The sequence below is a fragment of the Pseudoalteromonas sp. APC 3893 genome (genome assembly GCF_030408095.1).
Classification (GTDB): Bacteria; Pseudomonadota; Gammaproteobacteria; order Enterobacterales; family Alteromonadaceae; genus Pseudoalteromonas.
On sequence record NZ_JASDCD010000008.1, the window covers coordinates 79,520 to 98,163 of the forward strand.

Here is an 18,644-nt window from a genome sequence, read left to right on the forward strand (position 1 = left end):
TTTTTGCTTTATCAGCCTATTTGCACGCCATTTTGCTACTTTAAAGTATCGTAACATTCCTTGTCCTTTATTGTTTAAAGTAGAGCTTTTAAATAATGCCCGGTATGTGAACGCTCACACTCAGCGACTTCTTCAGGTGTGCCTGCGATTAATATTTCACCGCCGCCAGCACCGCCTTCAGGGCCTAAATCAACAATCCAGTCTGCGGTTTTTATCACATCAAGGTTGTGCTCAATCACCACAATAGTATTACCGTGGTCACGTAAGCGATGCAGTACAACTAATAGCTGCTCGATGTCAGCAAAGTGCAAGCCTGTAGTTGGTTCATCAAGAATGTACAGAGTTTTACCGGTATCGCGCTTAGACAGCTCACGAGCCAGTTTAACACGCTGTGCTTCACCACCTGAGAGTGTTGTAGCGGCTTGACCTAAGCGAATATAAGAGAGTCCTACATCCATTAAGGTTTTTAGCTTGCGTGCAATTGCTGGGATTTTATCAAAATAGTCATGGGCATCTTCAACCGTCATTTCGAGCACTTGGTGAATATTCTTACCTTTGTACTGTACTTCTAAGGTTTCACGGTTATAGCGTTGACCTTTACATACATCACAGGGTACATAAACATCAGGTAAAAAGTGCATTTCTACTTTGATAACACCATCGCCTTGGCAGGCTTCACAGCGACCACCTTTAACATTAAAGCTAAAGCGGCCAACTTTATAGCCTCGAGAGCGAGCTTCTTGAGTACCGGCAAATAGTTCACGAATACCGGTAAATATACCGGTATAGGTCGCAGGGTTTGAGCGTGGTGTGCGGCCAATGGGGCTTTGATCAATATCGATTACTTTATCAAAGTGTTCAAGCCCTTTAATTTCTTTATAAGGAGCGGCTTCTGCGGTGGTTGCACCATTTAGCTCGGTGTGTGCTAATTTGAATAAGGTATCGTTAATGAGGGTTGACTTACCTGAGCCAGACACCCCAGTAATACAGGTCATCAAGCCAAATGGAATCTGCAAGTCGACATTTTTAAGGTTATTACCTGTAGCGCCAAATAACTCAAGCCATTTATCATTGATCAGATGGCGCTCTTTAGGTACTTCAATTTTGCGCTTGCCAGATAAGAACTGCCCAGTGACAGATTTTTCGCTGGCTAAAATGTCATCACGCGTACCTTCAGCAATGACATAACCACCGTGCACACCAGCACCAGGGCCAATATCAATGATATGGTCGGCGGCGCGTATTGCGTCTTCATCATGCTCTACCACTATAACGGTATTGCCTAAGTCGCGTAGATGAATCAGTGTTTGTAATAAGCGGTCGTTATCACGTTGATGCAGGCCAATAGATGGCTCATCAAGCACGTACATAACACCAACTAAGCCTGCGCCAATTTGGCTCGCTAGGCGAATACGCTGCGCTTCACCGCCAGAGAGGGTGTCAGCGCTGCGCTCTAATGATAGATAGTTCAAACCAACGTTAATCAAAAATGATAAACGATCGCGAATTTCTTTTAGTATTTTTTCTGCTATTTGGCCTCGTTGTCCAGTTAAAGTAAGCTCTTCGAAAAAGTCCATCGCTTCGCCAATACTCATTGACGTAATATCAGGTAAGTTTGTTTGGCCGATAAACACACTACGTGCTTCTTGGCGTAATCGTGAGCCTTTACAGCTTGGGCAAGCTTGGCTGGTTTGATATTTTGCCAGTTCTTCACGAACAGAATTAGATTCAGTTTCGCGGTAACGGCGATTCATATTATTGAGCACACCTTCAAACTCGTGGTTACGAGTAATTAAGTCACCTCGGTCATTGCGGTAATTAAAGGCAATTTTAGTACTGCCAGAGCCTTCTAAAATAACTTTTTTAGCGTCGTTACTGAGCTCTTGAAAAGGTACTTCTAAATCAAATTTATAATGATCAGCAACGGCTTGTAGCATTTGGAAATAGTAAAAACTGCGCTTGTCCCAGCCTTTAATAGCACCACCAGATAAACTAAGCTCTGGGTTTTGAATAACGCGGTTTGGGTCAAAATACTGCCTAACACCTAAACCATCACAGCTTTGACATGCGCCTGCAGGGTTGTTGAATGAGAATAAACGAGGCTCAAGTTCGGTCATAGCGTAGCCACATGTCGGGCAGGCAAAGTTTGCTGATAGCAATAACTCTTCGCTGCCGTCATTATCCATTGAAGCAATTGTTGCAACACCAGACGACAACTCAAGGGCTGTTTCAAATGATTCAGCTAAGCGCTGCTGTATACCATCTTTGACTTTAAAACGGTCGACCACAACTTCAATGGTGTGCTTTTTATGTAGTTCTAAGGTTGGTGGATCAGATAAGTCACACACTTCACCATCAATACGGGCGCGAATATAGCCTTGGCTTGCTAACTGTTCGAGTAACTTTACATGCTCGCCTTTGCGTTCTTTTACTACCGGAGCAAGCATCATCAGCTTACTGCCTTCTTCAAAGGCCAAAACAGTATCAACCATTTGGCTTACAGTTTGCGCTGCAAGCGGTAAGTTATGGGTAGGGCAGCGAGGCTCACCAACACGAGCAAATAATAAACGCAGGTAATCGTAAATTTCGGTAATGGTTCCTACAGTAGAGCGAGGGTTATGTGAGGTAGATTTTTGCTCTATGGAGATTGCAGGTGAAAGACCTTCGATGTGATCAACATCGGGTTTTTCCATTAATGATAAAAACTGTCTGGCGTAAGCAGATAAAGATTCTACATACCGACGTTGCCCTTCTGCATATAAGGTATCAAATGCTAAAGACGATTTACCAGAACCAGATAGGCCAGTGATAACAATTAACTTATCACGGGGAATGGTTAGGCTGATGTCTTTTAAATTGTGCGTGCGGGCGCCTCGGACTTCAATGTTTTCCATGCTATCTCGTTTCATTACCAAATGTATTTACTGAGTATCTCATAATACGCAACAAGATTAATCCTTGATCAATGAAAAAATCATCGCTTTAGGACGATTATTTCTTATTAAGCTTGTGGTAGAATCCCTGCTCGAATTTTAATAGACAGCAAGAACACGCGAATCATGACAGCTTCTTCACTCAACTCTCGAGAAAAACGCGCCGCAGTATCACTGGCCAGCGTGTTTGCATTTCGTATGCTTGGCCTTTTTATGCTGATGCCGGTACTTGCTATTTATGGGCAAGAGCTTTCAGGCTTTTCACCACTGTGGATAGGTATCGCGATTGGTGCTTATGGTTTAACGCAAGCTGTATTGCAAATTCCTATGGGCTGGTTGTCAGATAAAATAGGCCGGAAAAAGGTTATTATTGGTGGTTTGAGTGTATTTGCTTTAGGCTCGGTGATTGCTGCCACGGCAGATTCAATGCAAATGGTCACGCTAGGCCGTGCTTTACAAGGTATGGGAGCGATAGCCAGTTCTTTACTTGCTTTTGCTTCTGACTTGAGCCGTGATGAACAAAGACCTAAAGTGATGGCAGTGATTGGTATGAGTATCGGCATGAGCTTTGCCTTTGCGATGTTACTCGGACCGATGGTTGCCGCTTCTTGGGGTATTGCGGGAATTTTTTGGTTAACAGCTGCATTGGCAATTGTAGGTATTTTTATTGTATTGTTTTTGGTGCCTAAAGCCGTTAATAAAGCTCCTAAAGGCGATACATTAGCAAGCTTTACCGATATTAAAAAATTGCTGAAGCACCCACAGCTTGCACGTTTAGATTTAGGTGTGATGTTACTGCACTTAACGCTGACCACTATTTTTGTTGCATTACCAGGACAACTCATCGCCAAAGGTTTGGTCGCAGAGGCACATTGGCAAGTGTATATTCCGGTATTAATATTAGCGTTTTTATTGATGGCACCAGTTATGATTATCGCCATTCGTAAAGAAAAAGAAAAACACGCTTTTCTTGGCTCAATTGGTGTATTAGCGCTGAGCATGATAGCACTGGCAGCTGGTGTCGATTCTGTGATCGGTATGGCGCTTTGTATGCTTGCATATTTTGTTGCTTTTAACTTTTTAGAAGCCACAATGCCAGCGCTTGTCTCACGCTTAGCACCAGCTAATCAAAAAGGTTCAGCGATGGGCGTGTTTTCATCGGGGCAATTTTTTGGTGCATTTTTAGGTGGTATTTTAGGGGGTTACGTTGCGCAATCAACAACCCCGCAAGCAGTGTTTGCCGCAGCCGCACTTGTTGGGGTAATATGGCTTATCCTTGCGTGGCAAATGCAAGTCCCGCCTAGAAGTAAAATGATTAGCTTAATGACAGAATTAAGTTCAGAGCAGCAAGCACAAGCGCTTGCCTCTAAATTGGTTGCTTTACCCGGTATATTAGAAGCAACTGTAGTATGCGAAGAAAATCGCAGCTATTTAAAGATTAATGATAAAGAATTTGACCTAGACCAAGCCCGTAAAGTGGCTGGTTTGAGCTAACGTAAATAGGAGAAAGGTCCATGGCACGCGGTGTTAATAAAGTAATCTTGGTTGGTAATTTAGGTCAAGATCCAGAAGTACGTTATATGCCTAATGGCAATGGCGTAGCAAACATTACTTTAGCTACTTCAGATAGCTACAAAGATAAAAACACCGGCCAAATGGTCGATAAAACTGAATGGCATCGCGTGGTGTTTTTTGGCAAATTAGCTGAAATCGTGGGTGAATACTGCCGTAAAGGTTCACAAATTTACGTAGAAGGTAAACTGCAAACACGTAAATGGACTGATCAACAAGGCCAAGAAAAATACACCACAGAAATAGTTGTAGATGGCTTTACTGGTCAAATGCAAATGTTGGGTGCTCGTGGTGGCGACCAACAAGGTGGTGGCTACCAAGGCGGTCAACAATCTCAAGGTGGTCAATCACAAGGCGGTTACGGCCAGCAGCAAAACGCACCACAACAAGGTGGCGGTTACGGTCAACAGCAAAGTGCACCGCAACAAAGTGGTGGTTACGGCCAACAGCAGAGTGCACCACAGCAAGCACCAGCTGCACGCCAACAACCAGCAGCTGCACCGCAGCAGAATAACCAATACCAATCAGGCGGCGGTTATAACCAGCAGCAAAGCAGCAATGCCAATGCTCCGCAGCAAGGTGGTTTTGCTCCTAAACCGCAAAATGCACCACAAGGCGGCGCATCAAACCCAATGGAACCACCAATTGACTTTGATGACGATATCCCGTTCTGAGGAATACAAAAATAAAATGTTGATAAACATTCAAAGGCCGCTTTTTAGCGGCCTTTTTGATTCTAAATATTAAATAACCAGATCTCAGGTTAAATACTCTATTTGCTTGTACTCGTTACTTCTATTTTTAAACGCGATTATGGAGGGGCACTTGCCCTACCTGTATCAAATAAGTTTGACTTGGAAAACTTTACATGTAAAATTCCATATATTCAGAATTTCATATGTGCGGATCGCTAGGAGCCAAAACCAATGACAGAAAAAATTGAATTACCAAATATCGACAAAGAGCAAAGTAAAGTACCAAGTATTGCTGACTTTAACGTTAACCTTTCAGCACATAAACCAAAGATTTTGTTGCTGTATGGGTCTTTAAGAGAGCGCTCATACAGTAAGTTAGTTATTGAAGAGAGTGCGCGACTACTCACGCATTTTGGCGCCGAAGTTAAAATCTTTGATCCACAAGGCTTACCGCAAACCGACAGTGAGGATGAGTCACATCCTAAAGTGCAAGAGCTACGAGAATTAATGCTTTGGTCTGAAGGGCAAGTGTGGTGCTCGCCTGAGCGCCATGGCTCTATGACAAGTGTATTTAAAAATCAAATCGATTGGGTACCATTAAGCTTAGGCGGTGTTAGACCTACGCAAGGAAAAACATTAGCTGTGCTTCAAGTATGTGGTGGCTCTCAGTCTTTTAATGTTGTAAATCAATTACGTGTTTTAGGCCGTTGGATGCGTATGGTCACTATTCCTAACCAATCATCTGTGCCAAAAGCATATTTAGAGTTTGACGATAATGGCCGTATGAAGCCGTCTTCTTTTTATAATCGCATTGTTGATGTGATGGAAGAGTTAATGAAGTTCACTTTGTTACTACGGGATCAGAAAGACTACTTTGTTGATAGATACTCTGAGCGAGTGGAGTCAGCGGAGCAAGTGAGTGAACGTGTAAACCAACGTTCTATTTAAATTGATCAGGAGTTGAGCATGGTTGTTATTCATCATAATCCGGATTGTGGCACGTCGAGGAATGTATTACAGCTGATTAAGGCCTCAGGGTATGAACCTACTGTAATTGAGTATTTAAAATCCGGCTGGACTAAGCCACAGCTCCTCGCCTTATTTGCTGCGGCAAATTTAACCCCCAAGACAGCCCTTAGAGTGACTAAGTCACCGGCCAAAGAGTTGGGGTTATTAAATGAAAATGTATCTGATGAACAAATTTTTGAAGCAATGCTGAAGTACCCTGTTTTAGTCAATAGACCCATTGTGTGTACAGCTAAGGGGGTTAAATTAGCGCGTCAGAGTGAAACGGTATTAACACTATTAGATAAGTGGCCGTTAGGCCCGTTTCATAAAGAAGATGGTGAGATGATTTTAGATGAAAATGGCAATCTTATTAAGCCGCAATAGTCAGTCGTTTTCTTTTGACAAATTAGGTAAAGAAAAAATAAAACCTTATAGTGGCTTAGGTAATTAAAAATACGATAGTTTTATTTACTATCGTTATCGGTAACATTTAAAGTGAGCGCTAAGCCTTGTGTTTATTGAGATCTTGAACAACACTTTACCTATTCTAACTAACTCTGTGCGTGCTATGGCAATTAAATCAAAGAATGTGCGTATGCATATGCTGAGTGTTTATGTTGGTGTTTGTCTATTGCTGCTTGGTATTTTTAACCTTTTGCTAGGTGAGGTGCTACATCAAAAAGTTCACGTTACAGGCACTGAGCTTGCTAAACAAATTTACAGTCTCAAGTTAGATCTAATTATTGATAGAGATATTATTTCTGCTTTGGCAAGTGCGCGTGGTTTTATGTTAGAGCCAGATGAAGCCCCTACTCATTTTTCAGCTTTAATGAATAAAGAAAGTGAAGTATTTAATTATAAATCAACCAGTCTAAAGCTTTATCATTGGCCTTCTTGGGTGGTTGAAAGCTATTTATTTATCTTATTAAACCTTGTTGTTGTAGGTGCCGCCGTGTGGGGGTACCGTTGGTGGATTTTGTTAGTGAAGCGCTACGAAAAAAATGCTTTTAAGAACCCAAAAAAAGAACACGTGTATCAGCCTTTAATTACTCATAACTCACATCCACAGAGCAAGGTGCCAGTAGACAAGGCGCCTGTAACACAAAATGCTAAAGAAGATGCAATGAGCAAGTTGTATTGTTTACATCAAAATAAACAGAGTTTTTTTGCTTTATTTTATTGGTCCTATCCTTTTCCCGAAAGTATTGATTTAGAAAGCCACTTTAAGCTAGTTTTAACTAAAGGGTTTATTGAGTTACCACAAGTGTCGGTGAAGTTACTTGGCTCGGGAGGAGTGGCAATTACTTTACAGGGCATATCGTTATCAGAGATAGACCAATATACACAAAAGCTCCATCAAACTATTTATCAGGCGTCGTTAGTTTACCGTGGTGATTTGTCTCGCAAAGATATTAAAGTAGGCGTTTGTAATTACCGTACAGGTGCTGATCAAGCAATTGTTTATCAGTTAACAAAATCGGCCCTTGAGCAAGCCAAGCAAAGCCCTTGGCAGCATGTGCATAGACTGCCGTTTAACCATACTTATGCCGAGGTATTAAAAAACAGTGATGAGGTGTTACCAGAGTACATCACCAAGAAAAGGTTTATGTTATTTTTTCAGCCATTATTTGAGCTTGATACTGGTGAGATGCTACAGCATGAAGCGCTAATTCGGATTCGCCATAAATCGCTAGGCTTGTTATCGGCAAAGCAGTTTATTCCATATCTAAAAACCAACAACGAAGTTATGCAATTGGATATTGCCGTTATTGAGCATGTAATCGCTTTACTAAAAAGCGAACCGAGCTCTTTAATTGTGAGTATCAACTTGCATGCTTTTAATTGGTATAGTGTAAACTTTTGGCAATGGTTTAAAGGTAAAGTAGGGGCATTTAATAGGGCGGATAAACTGCAGTTTGAAATATCAGCAGATGACTTTTACACGCAGCAACATAAATTATCTTTGGCGATTAGTCAGATAAAATCAATTAATGGAGCAATTGTAGTTGATAACGTGATGAGTATTGATAAGTTAACTTTTCTAGCTGAGTTTAAGCTAGTAAAAGGAATAAAGCTTGGTTATGAGGTAATTCATGGTATTGATAAGAGCCTGAAGCAACAAAAAATTGTACGTCAAATTGTAATAAAGAGCAGTAAGCTAAATCTACCTGTATATGGAGTAGGCGTTGAAACCCAGCAAGAACTTAAAACGTTACAAATGCTAGGAATTACTGCTGCTCAAGGGTTTTATTTTACAGAGCCACTGCAAGAGTTTACTCAGGTAACATCTTGAACTAAATAACCTGAACTCTGGTTAAGAGATGTACTAATGTATTGATATTAAATCACAAATATATTTATTAGTCTCCAGAGTTCAGGTTAATTGCCGATAACGTAATCCATCTAACCCCTGTAATCCACCGGTGTGAATTGCCGTAATTTTACTTCCCGCAGGAAAATAATCAGCTTTGATTAACTGCCATAATGCGAACATCATTTTACCAGAATAGATAGGCTCTAATGGTAGTTGATGTTGAGCTTGCATTGTTTGACAAAAGTGCCAAAGCTCCGGGGAGAACTTACCATAACCACCCCCGTGATGATTACATAATAATTGCCAGTTATTTTGTGTACGAGCGCGCATACTCAATGCTTTAATCTCGTCAATGAGATAATCAGCCTGCTTTAAGACGGCGATGCCGATTACGTGAATGTGTGGTTTAGCTCCTTCAATTAGTCCTGCTAATGTACCACCACTGCCGGTGGGACAAATAATATAATCAGACTCAGGTAATGATTGGGCAAGTTCTTTACAGCCTTGCAAAGCAGCATGATTTGTTCCGCCCTCTGGCAATAGGTAGGCATTTGGAAAGCGTTGCTGTAATTGTGCTAAATACTCTTCATTGTGGCGTTTTTTATATTCAATGCGTGTTATCGGATATAGCTGCATACCGCACTGCTTAGCAAACTTAATGGTGGGGTTGTTTAAATCAAGCTCAGGCCCGCGAATAATGCCGTGGGATTTAAAATTAAAGTGTTTTCCGGCTGCTGCACAGGCATGTATGTGATTTGAAAAAGCCCCGCCAAACGTCACTAATTCGTGTTTTTTTTGTGCTTGCATCTCAACTAAATTGTACTTGAGTTTTCGCCACTTATTACCACTAATGAGTGGGTGTAGCAGATCGTCACGCTTTATGCGTAACGAAATATTTCTTTTTTTTAACTCGAAGCTATCTATTTGTTGTATAAGGCTATTTTCATCAATGCTGAGGCCGATATGCATAAAGTACCTTTTAAATTAGATTGAAACTTGCAGGCTCGTAAAAATATACGATACTTTAAAAATCGACAATTAATATAAGTAGCTATATGAAAAAGAAGATTTTTTCATTGTTTCCTTGGTTGCAACAAGGGTTAGAGCCTAATTGTGTAATAGGGATAGCTACATATGCAAAAACAGTAAATGCTGTCAGCTTAAAGCGATTGCAGGGGCGTTGGCAAATAGATAAAACCCACAGTGTTACAGTTACAGAGCGAGGGGATTATACAAAAGCAATTACAGATTGTACAAACGAAGTGAGTAAACTTAGTTGCGCCATTAATTTCGTGATACCTCACCACTATTATCAAATTGTACAAATGGAAAAACCGAACCTAACAGATGACGAAATAGTGCAATCCTTACCATGGACAGCTAAAGACGTTGTTAATATTGCGCCCGAGAATATCATCGCTGATTTTATTGATTACCCCATCTCATTACCAATGCAAGTACGTAAGATGAATGTGTTTATTACCGATAAAACACAGATACAGCCGTTTATTAACAGCTTTGCAAATACTAATGCAGTGTTACGCTCAATGACTTCAGAAGAAATGGTACTACTCACTTTATTTGGTAAAGATAAAGATGCGCATATGCTGGTGGTACAGCATATTGAACATGAGCCGAGAATATTAATCATTTGTGACGGTAAGCTTGTATTGGCGAGGCGGCTAAATGGCTTTATAGGCATTACTGAAAAAGATCAAAACACTGCTTTTATAGATGCTTTAGGGTTAGAGATACAGCGTTCGATGGATTTTTTCGAAAGTCAGCTCAAGCAGCCTCCTATTCGCAGTATTCAGCTGCAATGCGACGATTTATCTTCTTTAACACTTAGAGCTGAGCTTGCCGAGCTGTTACAAGTTAAGGTTATTGATTTTAAACCAAACCTTGCCTTATCAGAGGGCTTAGATAGTCAGTTTTTCTATGCCTTAGCTGCAGCTATATCTATGGCTGAAAGTAAAGAGCCGCGCAATGAAGAATAGAATCAATTTCTACCAAAAATCATTGCGCCCTCGTCGTGACTTAATGCCATTACAAAGTGTATTAGCCTTGTGGGGCATCGCATTATTTGTGATAGCCATTAGTTGGGGGGGGTTTGCATTATCAGTTCACTTTAACCAAATAGAGGCTCAGCAAAGTGAATTAACATTAAATGAAATTAGTAACCAGCTACAAGCTGTGAAAGCTAAATTAGATGAAAAACAAAATAAGGATCAGTTTGTTAAGCAGTTAAAAATGATTGAGCAAGAGATTGCTCATAAACAACAAGTATTTGGTTATTTGGAGGCTGCACAAACCTTATCTAGCATGGACTATAGCCAAATAATGCTTGATTTAGCGCGTTATCATGTGGCGGATATTTGGTTAACTCAAGTAACGTTTTCTGAGCAAACAGTGACTTTAAAAGGGCAATCAAGTCAATCGGCTCAGTTACCTGTTTGGCTAAGTAGTTTAAAGCAGTCAAGGTATTTTGCAGGTAAGGAGTTCTCAGTTTTAGAGTTTGAAGATAAAGACGGCTTAAGTGAATTTAATGTGGCCACTGAGGTTGCCGCTAAGGAGGATCAGCCATGAAAACTGAAAACTCCTCTTCTCGCAATTGGCCGTTATGGGTGAAGTATCAAACACGTTTTGCTGTACTGCAAATAAGAGAAAAGCTGGCTATTTTATTTGCAGGGTTATTTATTATTTTATATTTAGGCTATCTTTTTATTGTTGAGCCAATACAAATTCAAACAAATAAACAGCACCAAGCTAACACTCAAGCACAACAAAAAATAACTCAAAATAGAACACAATTAGCGATGTTGGAGCAAGCTCTAAATAATGATTACACAAAAGAATTACGCTCACAAATAGTACAAGCCAAGAGTGAACTTGCACTTACAGATGAAAAGTTGAGCCAATTTAGCAAAGGCTTTGTCAGCGCTGAACGGGTTCCTAATATGTTGCAGCAGCTATTAAAAGAAAGTACCGAGGTTAAGGTTGTTAGTTTTAAAGTGTTAGAGCCTAAAGCTGTCGATGTTACTAAGGTTGGTGCAAACGAAGCTAAAACACTGTTTTTTGAACATCAAATGGTGCTCACATTACAGGGACAGTATTTTAACTTGCAACAATATTTAGCATCGCTAAAACAAAGTAAAGAAAAACTCTTAATCCAGCGCTTTGACTATCAAGTAGAGGATTATCCTCGGGCGCAATTAATCATACATATAGCAACGGTGAGCGCGAATGAAAAATTTATTGCTCTTTAGTGTGCTTGGGTTATTTGTTTGCTCAGCAGACGTGGTTGCGCAGCAGTTGGCCGATCCAACTAGGCCACAAAATTTGCTCGCTACTAGCGTAGTTAAAAATCAGCAAAGTAGTCTCAAGCTGCAATCAATAATTAAAAGGTCAGGCCGCTATAAAGCGATTATTTCAGGACAGATTTATACCGTAGGCGATCAAATAAATGACTATAAAGTGCTAACCATAAGCTCTAAGCAAGTTGTGTTAGCGAATGACAATAAGCAAATAAAATTAGATTTATATGATTATGAAATTAAAAATTAAATTACCTAGTCAGCTGACTATTTTATTGCTGTTACCTATCTACCTTGGTGGTTGCCATAGTTTTGCTCCAGGTAAAGAAATAAAGCCCCATATAGAGCAAGAGCTCACCGCTCAGCCTGAGCAGCAAACTACAGTAGCCCCACTGACAGTGCCAGATGAAGTTACACAAAGCTTATTGTCGTCATTTGATAGCGAACAAAGCCTTAATACAGAGCTGGCAGTTAAGCGTTTTGAAGTGGCTGCAAATGAAGTTGAAGTGCGAGCTTTTTTTACCGGCCTAACAGATGATACGCCCTACAGTGTCGCTATACACCCAGAGGTAGCTGGCAGCATTAGTCTTACATTAAAAAATGTTACCTTTGATGAGGTAATAAATGTAATTAAACGTATGTATCCACTCGATATTGTTCACGAAGGGCGAGTTGTTCAGGTGTTACCTGCAAAAATGCGCACTGAAACAATACCCGTTAACTATTTAATGATGAAGCGCAGTGGTCAGTCTACGGTGAGTGTTGTAGCGGGCGGCGTAAGCCAAATGGCTGATAATAATAGCTCAAGCCAAAGCACTGCTTCAAATAATTACAGTAATAACAATCAGCAAGATGGAGAGTTTGGTAATAATCAAAATATTGAACTTAACGGTTCGCGGATTCAAACCACTAACAGTAATGATTTTTGGAAAGATCTAGAGCTGGCTTTAAAATCTCTTATTGGCAGCGGTGATGGGCGTTATGTTATTGCCAGCCCACAAGCAAGCTTAGTAACGGTTAATGCATTACCAAGTGAAATAATGCAGCTAAAGGACTTTTTAAGGCAAACCCAAGAAAACTTACAACGGCAAGTAATTTTAGAAGCCAAAATAGTCGAAGTCACGCTTAAAGATGAATATCAGCAAGGTGTTAATTGGAACGAAATAGCGGGTTCAATTGGCAGTACAAGCCTGTCGTTTGCGACCACAGCAGCTGGGCAAATTAGTAATAGTATCACTGCCGCTTTAGGTGGTGTATCAAACTTAGTCATTAATAACGCAGACTTTACTGGAGTGATTAGCTTATTAGAAACTCAGGGCGATGTGCAGATGCTCTCAAACCCTCGAGTGACTGCAACTAACAACCAAAAAGCGGTCATTAAAGTAGGTCAAGATGAGTACTTTGTTACCAATGTTTCAAGTACCACAGTGACAGGGAATGCAACCACAACAACCCCTGAAATTGACCTAACCCCTTTCTTTTCAGGGATTGCGCTTGATGTAACCCCACAAATAGATAAATACGGTTCGGTGATCTTACATGTTCACCCCTCAGTCACTCAAACTGAAGAGCAACAAAAGGTTATTACTCTTAATAATGATGAGTTTATTTTACCGTTAGCACAAAGCAACATTAGGGAATCAGACACGGTAATTCGTGCTCAAAGCGGTGAAATAGTTGTGATTGGTGGCTTGATGCAGACGATAACCACCGATGAAGAGTCTAAAACGCCAGTATTAGGTGATATTCCCTTATTTGGTAATTTATTTAAAAGTATTAGTAAACGCCAAGAAAAGAAAGAGCTCGTTATATTGCTAAAGCCAACGGTTGTAATGCCAGATACTTGGAAAAAACAACAAACACGCAGCCGCCAATTACTTAATACTTGGTATGAGAACTAGCTATGTATTTGAGCTTCTTTAATTTAAGTGAAATGCCTTTCACCTTAACCCCTAACACCGAGTTTTTTTGTGCGCTTGCGCCACATAATGAAGCCATGCAGGTGCTTATTACTGCACTTGAAATGGGAGAGGGGTTTATTAAGGTAACTGGAGAGGTTGGCACAGGTAAAACTTTATTGTGCCGTAAATTACTTAATCAAATAGAGCACGATTACACAGTTGCCTATTTACCCAACTCATATTTAAGCCCCGATGAGCTACGCTGGGCGCTTGCTGTAGAGCTTGGTATGGACGTTGATAAACAGTTAGATCAGCAGGCGCTTAGCCAGCTGATAAATCATCATTTATTAGCACTACAAAAAGAAGGCAAAAAAGTTGTTTTACTGATAGATGAAGCGCAAAGCCTAAGTTGGGATGCTCTTGAAGCGCTTCGTCTATTTACCAATATTGAAACTGAAAGCGAAAAGCTGATTCAAGTGGTGCTATTTGGTCAGCCTGAATTAGACGAAAAACTAGCGCATACAAGGGTTCGCCAATTACGTCAGCGTATTAGCTTCTCTTACCAGTTAAGGCCAATGACCACTGGCGAAGTTATTTATTATATTAATCATCGGTTACAAATTGCGGGCTTTAAAGGTGCACCGCTATTTACCAAGCAACTAGGCTTAAAAATAGCACAAGCAAGTCGTGGTATTCCTCGGTTAGTGAATATCCTATGCCATAAAACTTTGCTACAAGCTTACGGTGAAGGGCTCACTGAAGTAAGTAGCCGACACATAAAGCTTGCGGTAAAAGACACCGAAGATTGCACGGTGAATAATTATATCAATGGTTGGAATGTTGCAGTGGTGAGTGTTTCGGCGCTTGCCATAATGATGATTTGGGCTTGGAGGCAATGGCTATGAGCGTCATTAATTCTATGCTTAAAAATATTGAGCAGCGACAGCCAACAACTTCGTTAAATGGGCAAGATACTGTTGTAGTTGAACCTGTGTATGACTCACATGGCTTTATTAAAAAGCTACTAATAATCACCATCGCCTTGTTAGTGGTTGTATTGAGCTATATTTATTTACCTACAGCAAGTGATGATGCTGCCGCTCAATTACCAGAACGAATAGATGTAGTTACTAAAGCTCAAAGCTCAAAAGAGACTGAGCAAAATAACACGCCTGTGTTAATCAATGCTCCTGTGGTGAGTAACTCTGATGTAATTAAACCAGTTGCTAAAGTAGAGCCCATTATTGAAGAAGTAGTGACGGTAAAAACGGACACTAAAGAGCCGGTTGTAGCTGAAAAACCTATGGTTGCAGCTGTCGCTATCGAGCCAAGTAAAGTACCTACCGCCAATAAAGAAAGTAGTTTTCAGGTTAAAAAGGTGACTCAGCAACGTACCGAGCAACAGCAAATTGCTGAGTTACTGCGTCAAGCTAAGCAAGCCCTTGAATTTGGTTTATATCAGGAAGGCATAGATGATTTAAGCCAAATTCTTAATCGAGATAAAGGGAATATAGCAGCAAGAAGTCTACTGGCAGCGACTTATTTTCAGCAGCAAGATATTTTATCCGCGCAAAGTATTTTAGAGCATGGCATTGCGTTTGACTCGCAGGTACTCGAGTGGCGTGTACTGCTTAGTAAAATTTATATTACTCGTAAGCAATATTCAGTTGTACAACAATTATTAAGCGATGACTTCGATAGCCAAGGAGATTCGCAATATTGGGCGCTTAAAGGCACTGCTGCGCAGCAATTGGGGGATCATACACGTGCATTAGTTTGCTTTGAGCAACTCACACAACTACAACCTCAGCAAGGCAAATGGTGGTTAGCCATGGCAACCTCTAAAGATGCACAAGGAGATTACCTCTCGGCGAAACGCTATTACTTAGCTGCTATCGAAGTGGGTAACTTAAACCCCGCTGTGCTTAAGCATGCAGAGCAGCGATTACAGGCCTTAGGAGGTGTGTCATGAGACCCAGTCTACGTCTAAGGTTAGGTGATTTGTTAGTTGAAGAGCATATGATCACTGAAGCGCAATTAAGTGAAGCGCTAAACGTTCAAGCTGCAACTGGCCGTAAGCTCGGTGCGACGCTAATTGCCCTGGAGTTTATTAGTGAGCCACAATTGCTAAGGTTTTTAGCTCAGCAGTTAAAAGTTCCCTTTTTAGATATTTCGCAACGTAAAATCTCGCCAGAAGTATCTAAGTTGCTTTCTGAGGTAATGGCACGCCGTTATAGAGCGTTGGTTATAGAAGACAATGGTGACTCAGTCCTTGTGGGCATGAGTGATCCAGCCGACTTAAGAGGACTTGATCAACTCGCGCCAATTTTAGCGCCTAAGCGAATTGATTTAGCCGTGGTGCAAGAAAGCCAGATCATGGCGGCTTTCGATAATGTGTATAGAAGAACTGAAGAAATAACCAGCTTTGCCGAGCAGCTACATGAAGAGTATGAAGATGTAGAAGAATTTGACTTAAATTCGTTAGGTGATGAATCCTCTGATGCTACTGTAGTGAAGCTATTACAATCGATTTTTGAAGATGCGGTTCAGGTCAGGGCGTCAGATATACATATTGAACCAGATGAAGGGTTGTTACGAATTCGTCAGCGTGTTGATGGGGTATTACAAGAGCATGTTCTCAATCAAGTTAAAATAGCATCAGCATTAGTTTTACGACTTAAATTGATGTCTGGCTTAGATATTTCAGAAAAGCGCTTACCGCAAGATGGCCGTTTTAACATTAAAGTGCACACTCATAGCATTGATGTTCGTTTGTCTACTATGCCGGTTCAATATGGTGAATCGGTTGTTATGCGGCTATTAGATCAATCTGCTGGGTTGTTATCATTAGATGAAACCGGTATGCCAGCGGCGCTGCTAAAACGGTTTCGCTCAATATTAAAACGCCCTCATGGCATGATTTTAGTTACTGGGCCAACAGGGTCCGGTAAAACAACTACTTTATATGGTGCATTGAGTGAGCTAAACCAGCCAGAAAATAAAATTATTACAGTAGAAGATCCGGTGGAGTATCGCATTGGCCGGATAAACCAAGTTCAAATCAAAAATAAAATAGGGCTTAGTTTTGCCAGTATTTTAAGAACCGCACTACGCCAAGATCCTGACATTCTAATGGTGGGGGAAATGCGTGATAAAGAGACGGTTGATATAGGTTTACGAGGCGCGTTAACAGGGCATTTAGTTCTTTCAACTCTGCATACTAATGACGCAATAACCAGTGCTATGCGGTTAATTGATATGGGAGCACCTGCATATTTAGTTGCCAGCTCACTAAGAGCCATTATTGCTCAGCGTTTAGTTAGGCGGGTATGTCAAAACTGCAAGCATACATATACACCCGATGCTCAAGAGGCTAGTTGGTTAAAGTATTTAAATGTTGATGTAGACAATACTGAGTTTTTTTATGGCAAGGGGTGTACCGCGTGTAATCACTCTGGTTACAAGGGTCGGGTGGGTGTTTTTGAGTTACTCGAGATGGATGAGGCTATGATGGAATGTCTTCGTCAAAATGATACTCAAGGTTTTGCTAGGGCGGCTAAAGATAACCCTTACTTTGCACCGTTATCCACAATGGCTTTAGAGTATGCCAAGCAAGGGCTCACTACTTTAGATGAAGTATTTAAAGTGGCTGAATATATTCCTGAAATGGTTGGAGGTGATGATGCACCTTTATAACTATCAAGCTAAAGACCAAAAAGGGGTCTTGATTAAGGGGCAACTAGAAGCCGCCAGCCAAGCTGGAGTCGCTGATAGTTTATTGAGACGCCAGTTTATCCCTATATCTATTACCCAGATAGACCGTGAAGGTGACATCAGCTTACCGCTAGGCCAGCTATTTAAAGAGAAGATCGACCTTGACGATATGATTATGTTTTCACGGCAAATGTATTCGTTGCTCAAAGCGGGTATACCGATAATTCGTGCCATGGTGGGATTAGCTGATACCACACAAAATAAAGAGTTTAAGTTGGTTTTAACAGACATAATCAAACAACTAGAGCAAGGACGAGATCTTTCTAGTGCCATGACTATGCACAACAAAGTATTTAGCAGATTAACTATCGCAATGGTATTGGTCGGTGAAGGCTCTGGGCGCTTAGAAGATGCTTTTCATCAACTTGCTAGTTATTTTGAGAAAGAGCAAGAAACCCGCAAACGTATAAAAGCGGCAATGCGTTATCCAACTTTTGTTATTGCTGCATTATTAGTTGCTATGGTGATTTTAAATATATTTGTGATCCCGGTGTTTGCCACCATGTTTGCAAAATTTGATGCTGAGTTACCCTTAATGACCCAGATTTTGGTGGCAACAAGCTACTTCTTCGTTAATTACTGGTGGCTTTTATTACTAATATTGGTTGGCAGTGTGATCGCTTGGCGCCGATACCTAGCAACAGAAGTTGGTTTATATAATTGGGACCACTACAAATTAAAAATACCTATAGTGGGAAACATTATTCATCGCTCATTACTTGCAAGGTACAGCCAAAGTTTAGCTATGGTATTGCGCTCAGGGGTGCCGATGACAACGGGGTTATCTTTAACCGCAAAAGCCGTTGATAACACCTATATGGAACGTGCAATTTTAAATATTCGTCAAGATATTGAAAAAGGCGACAGCTTACTCAGAGCTTCTAAAAGCAGCGATTTATTCTCCCAGTTAGTGCTGCAAATGGTCGCTGTAGGTGAAGAAACAGGGCGAGTTGATGAGCTTTTACAAGAAGCCGCAGATTATTATGAGCGAGAAGTTGATTACGATTTACGCAGTTTAACCGCCAAAATAGAGCCTATTTTAACGGTGATAGTTGCAGTTATGGTGCTAATTCTCGCGCTCGGTATTTTTATGCCGATGTGGAACATGATGTCAGCGATCAAAGGTGGTTAAC

The 18,644-nt window shown here is 40.8% G+C and carries 16 protein-coding genes; 14 read left to right on the top strand and 2 right to left on the bottom strand.

The window, feature by feature from the left end:
• Positions 1–74: 74 nt before the first annotated feature.
• Entirely contained in the window at positions 75–2,894 is a 2,820-nt protein-coding gene (gene uvrA, locus QMA12_RS11615) for an excinuclease ABC subunit UvrA (protein ID WP_290210321.1), read from the bottom strand.
• 165 nt (positions 2,895–3,059) lie between these two features.
• Here uvrA and QMA12_RS11620 point away from each other — a divergent pair, with 165 nt between their 5' ends.
• The 5 genes from QMA12_RS11620 (at position 3,060) to QMA12_RS11640 (ending at position 8,501) form a co-directional block, all read left to right on the top strand.
• A complete protein-coding gene (locus tag QMA12_RS11620; RefSeq protein ID WP_290210322.1) occupies positions 3,060–4,427 on the top strand; it encodes an MFS transporter in 1,368 nt (455 codons plus the stop codon).
• 20 nt (positions 4,428–4,447) lie between these two features.
• Positions 4,448–5,179: a single-stranded DNA-binding protein gene (gene ssb / locus QMA12_RS11625; protein WP_290210323.1), complete on the top strand. Its 732-nt coding sequence runs from the start codon at positions 4,448–4,450 to the stop codon at positions 5,177–5,179.
• Between the two features lie 252 nt (positions 5,180–5,431).
• A complete protein-coding gene (gene arsH / locus QMA12_RS11630; protein WP_087533334.1) occupies positions 5,432–6,148 on the top strand; it encodes an arsenical resistance protein ArsH in 717 nt (238 codons plus the stop codon).
• Positions 6,149–6,166: 18 nt separating this feature from the next.
• Positions 6,167–6,592, top strand: coding sequence for an arsenate reductase family protein (locus tag QMA12_RS11635; RefSeq protein ID WP_087533333.1), 426 nt, complete (start codon positions 6,167–6,169; stop codon positions 6,590–6,592).
• A gap of 184 nt (positions 6,593–6,776) precedes the next feature.
• Positions 6,777–8,501, top strand: a complete 1,725-nt coding sequence (locus QMA12_RS11640) for an EAL domain-containing protein (RefSeq protein ID WP_140394332.1) — start codon at positions 6,777–6,779, stop codon at positions 8,499–8,501.
• Between the two features lie 81 nt (positions 8,502–8,582).
• On the opposite strand, the gene QMA12_RS11645 is transcribed toward QMA12_RS11640, so the two are convergent.
• Entirely contained in the window at positions 8,583–9,491 is a 909-nt protein-coding gene (locus QMA12_RS11645; RefSeq protein ID WP_087533331.1) for a pyridoxal-phosphate dependent enzyme, read from the bottom strand.
• 86 nt (positions 9,492–9,577) lie between these two features.
• On the opposite strand from QMA12_RS11645, the gene QMA12_RS11650 reads away from it, so the two are divergent.
• Genes QMA12_RS11650 through QMA12_RS11690 form a run of 9 tightly spaced genes read left to right on the top strand, consistent with a single transcriptional unit; the run spans position 9,578 to position 18,643 of the window.
• Positions 9,578–10,519: an MSHA biogenesis protein MshI gene (locus tag QMA12_RS11650; protein ID WP_087533330.1), complete on the top strand. Its 942-nt coding sequence runs from the start codon at positions 9,578–9,580 to the stop codon at positions 10,517–10,519.
• The gene (locus tag QMA12_RS11655) at positions 10,509–11,108 is read left to right on the top strand and encodes a PilN domain-containing protein (protein ID WP_087533329.1); all 600 of its coding nucleotides are present in this window, start codon (positions 10,509–10,511) and stop codon (positions 11,106–11,108) included. Before QMA12_RS11650 ends, QMA12_RS11655 begins: the two co-directional genes overlap by 11 nt.
• Positions 11,105–11,788 carry a type II secretion system protein GspM gene (gene gspM / locus QMA12_RS11660; RefSeq protein ID WP_087533328.1) on the top strand — a complete coding sequence of 228 codons (684 nt, stop codon included), beginning with the start codon at positions 11,105–11,107 and terminating at the stop codon, positions 11,786–11,788. Before QMA12_RS11655 ends, gspM begins: the two co-directional genes overlap by 4 nt.
• The gene (locus QMA12_RS11665) at positions 11,766–12,086 is read left to right on the top strand and encodes an agglutinin biogenesis protein MshK (RefSeq protein ID WP_087533327.1); all 321 of its coding nucleotides are present in this window, start codon (positions 11,766–11,768) and stop codon (positions 12,084–12,086) included. Before gspM ends, QMA12_RS11665 begins: the two co-directional genes overlap by 23 nt.
• Positions 12,070–13,737: a pilus (MSHA type) biogenesis protein MshL gene (mshL, locus tag QMA12_RS11670; protein WP_087533326.1), complete on the top strand. Its 1,668-nt coding sequence runs from the start codon at positions 12,070–12,072 to the stop codon at positions 13,735–13,737. The genes QMA12_RS11665 and mshL overlap by 17 nt, the downstream gene beginning before the upstream one ends.
• A 2-nt stretch (positions 13,738–13,739) precedes the next feature.
• The gene (locus tag QMA12_RS11675; protein WP_087533325.1) at positions 13,740–14,642 is read left to right on the top strand and encodes an AAA family ATPase; all 903 of its coding nucleotides are present in this window, start codon (positions 13,740–13,742) and stop codon (positions 14,640–14,642) included.
• Complete coding sequence (locus QMA12_RS11680; protein WP_087533324.1) at positions 14,639–15,709, top strand: hypothetical protein; 1,071 nt, start codon at positions 14,639–14,641, stop codon at positions 15,707–15,709. Before QMA12_RS11675 ends, QMA12_RS11680 begins: the two co-directional genes overlap by 4 nt.
• Positions 15,706–17,433: a GspE/PulE family protein gene (locus tag QMA12_RS11685; RefSeq protein WP_087533323.1), complete on the top strand. Its 1,728-nt coding sequence runs from the start codon at positions 15,706–15,708 to the stop codon at positions 17,431–17,433. The genes QMA12_RS11680 and QMA12_RS11685 overlap by 4 nt, the downstream gene beginning before the upstream one ends.
• The gene (locus QMA12_RS11690; protein ID WP_087533322.1) at positions 17,420–18,643 is read left to right on the top strand and encodes a type II secretion system F family protein; all 1,224 of its coding nucleotides are present in this window, start codon (positions 17,420–17,422) and stop codon (positions 18,641–18,643) included. The genes QMA12_RS11685 and QMA12_RS11690 overlap by 14 nt, the downstream gene beginning before the upstream one ends.
• Position 18,644 lies beyond the last annotated feature (1 nt).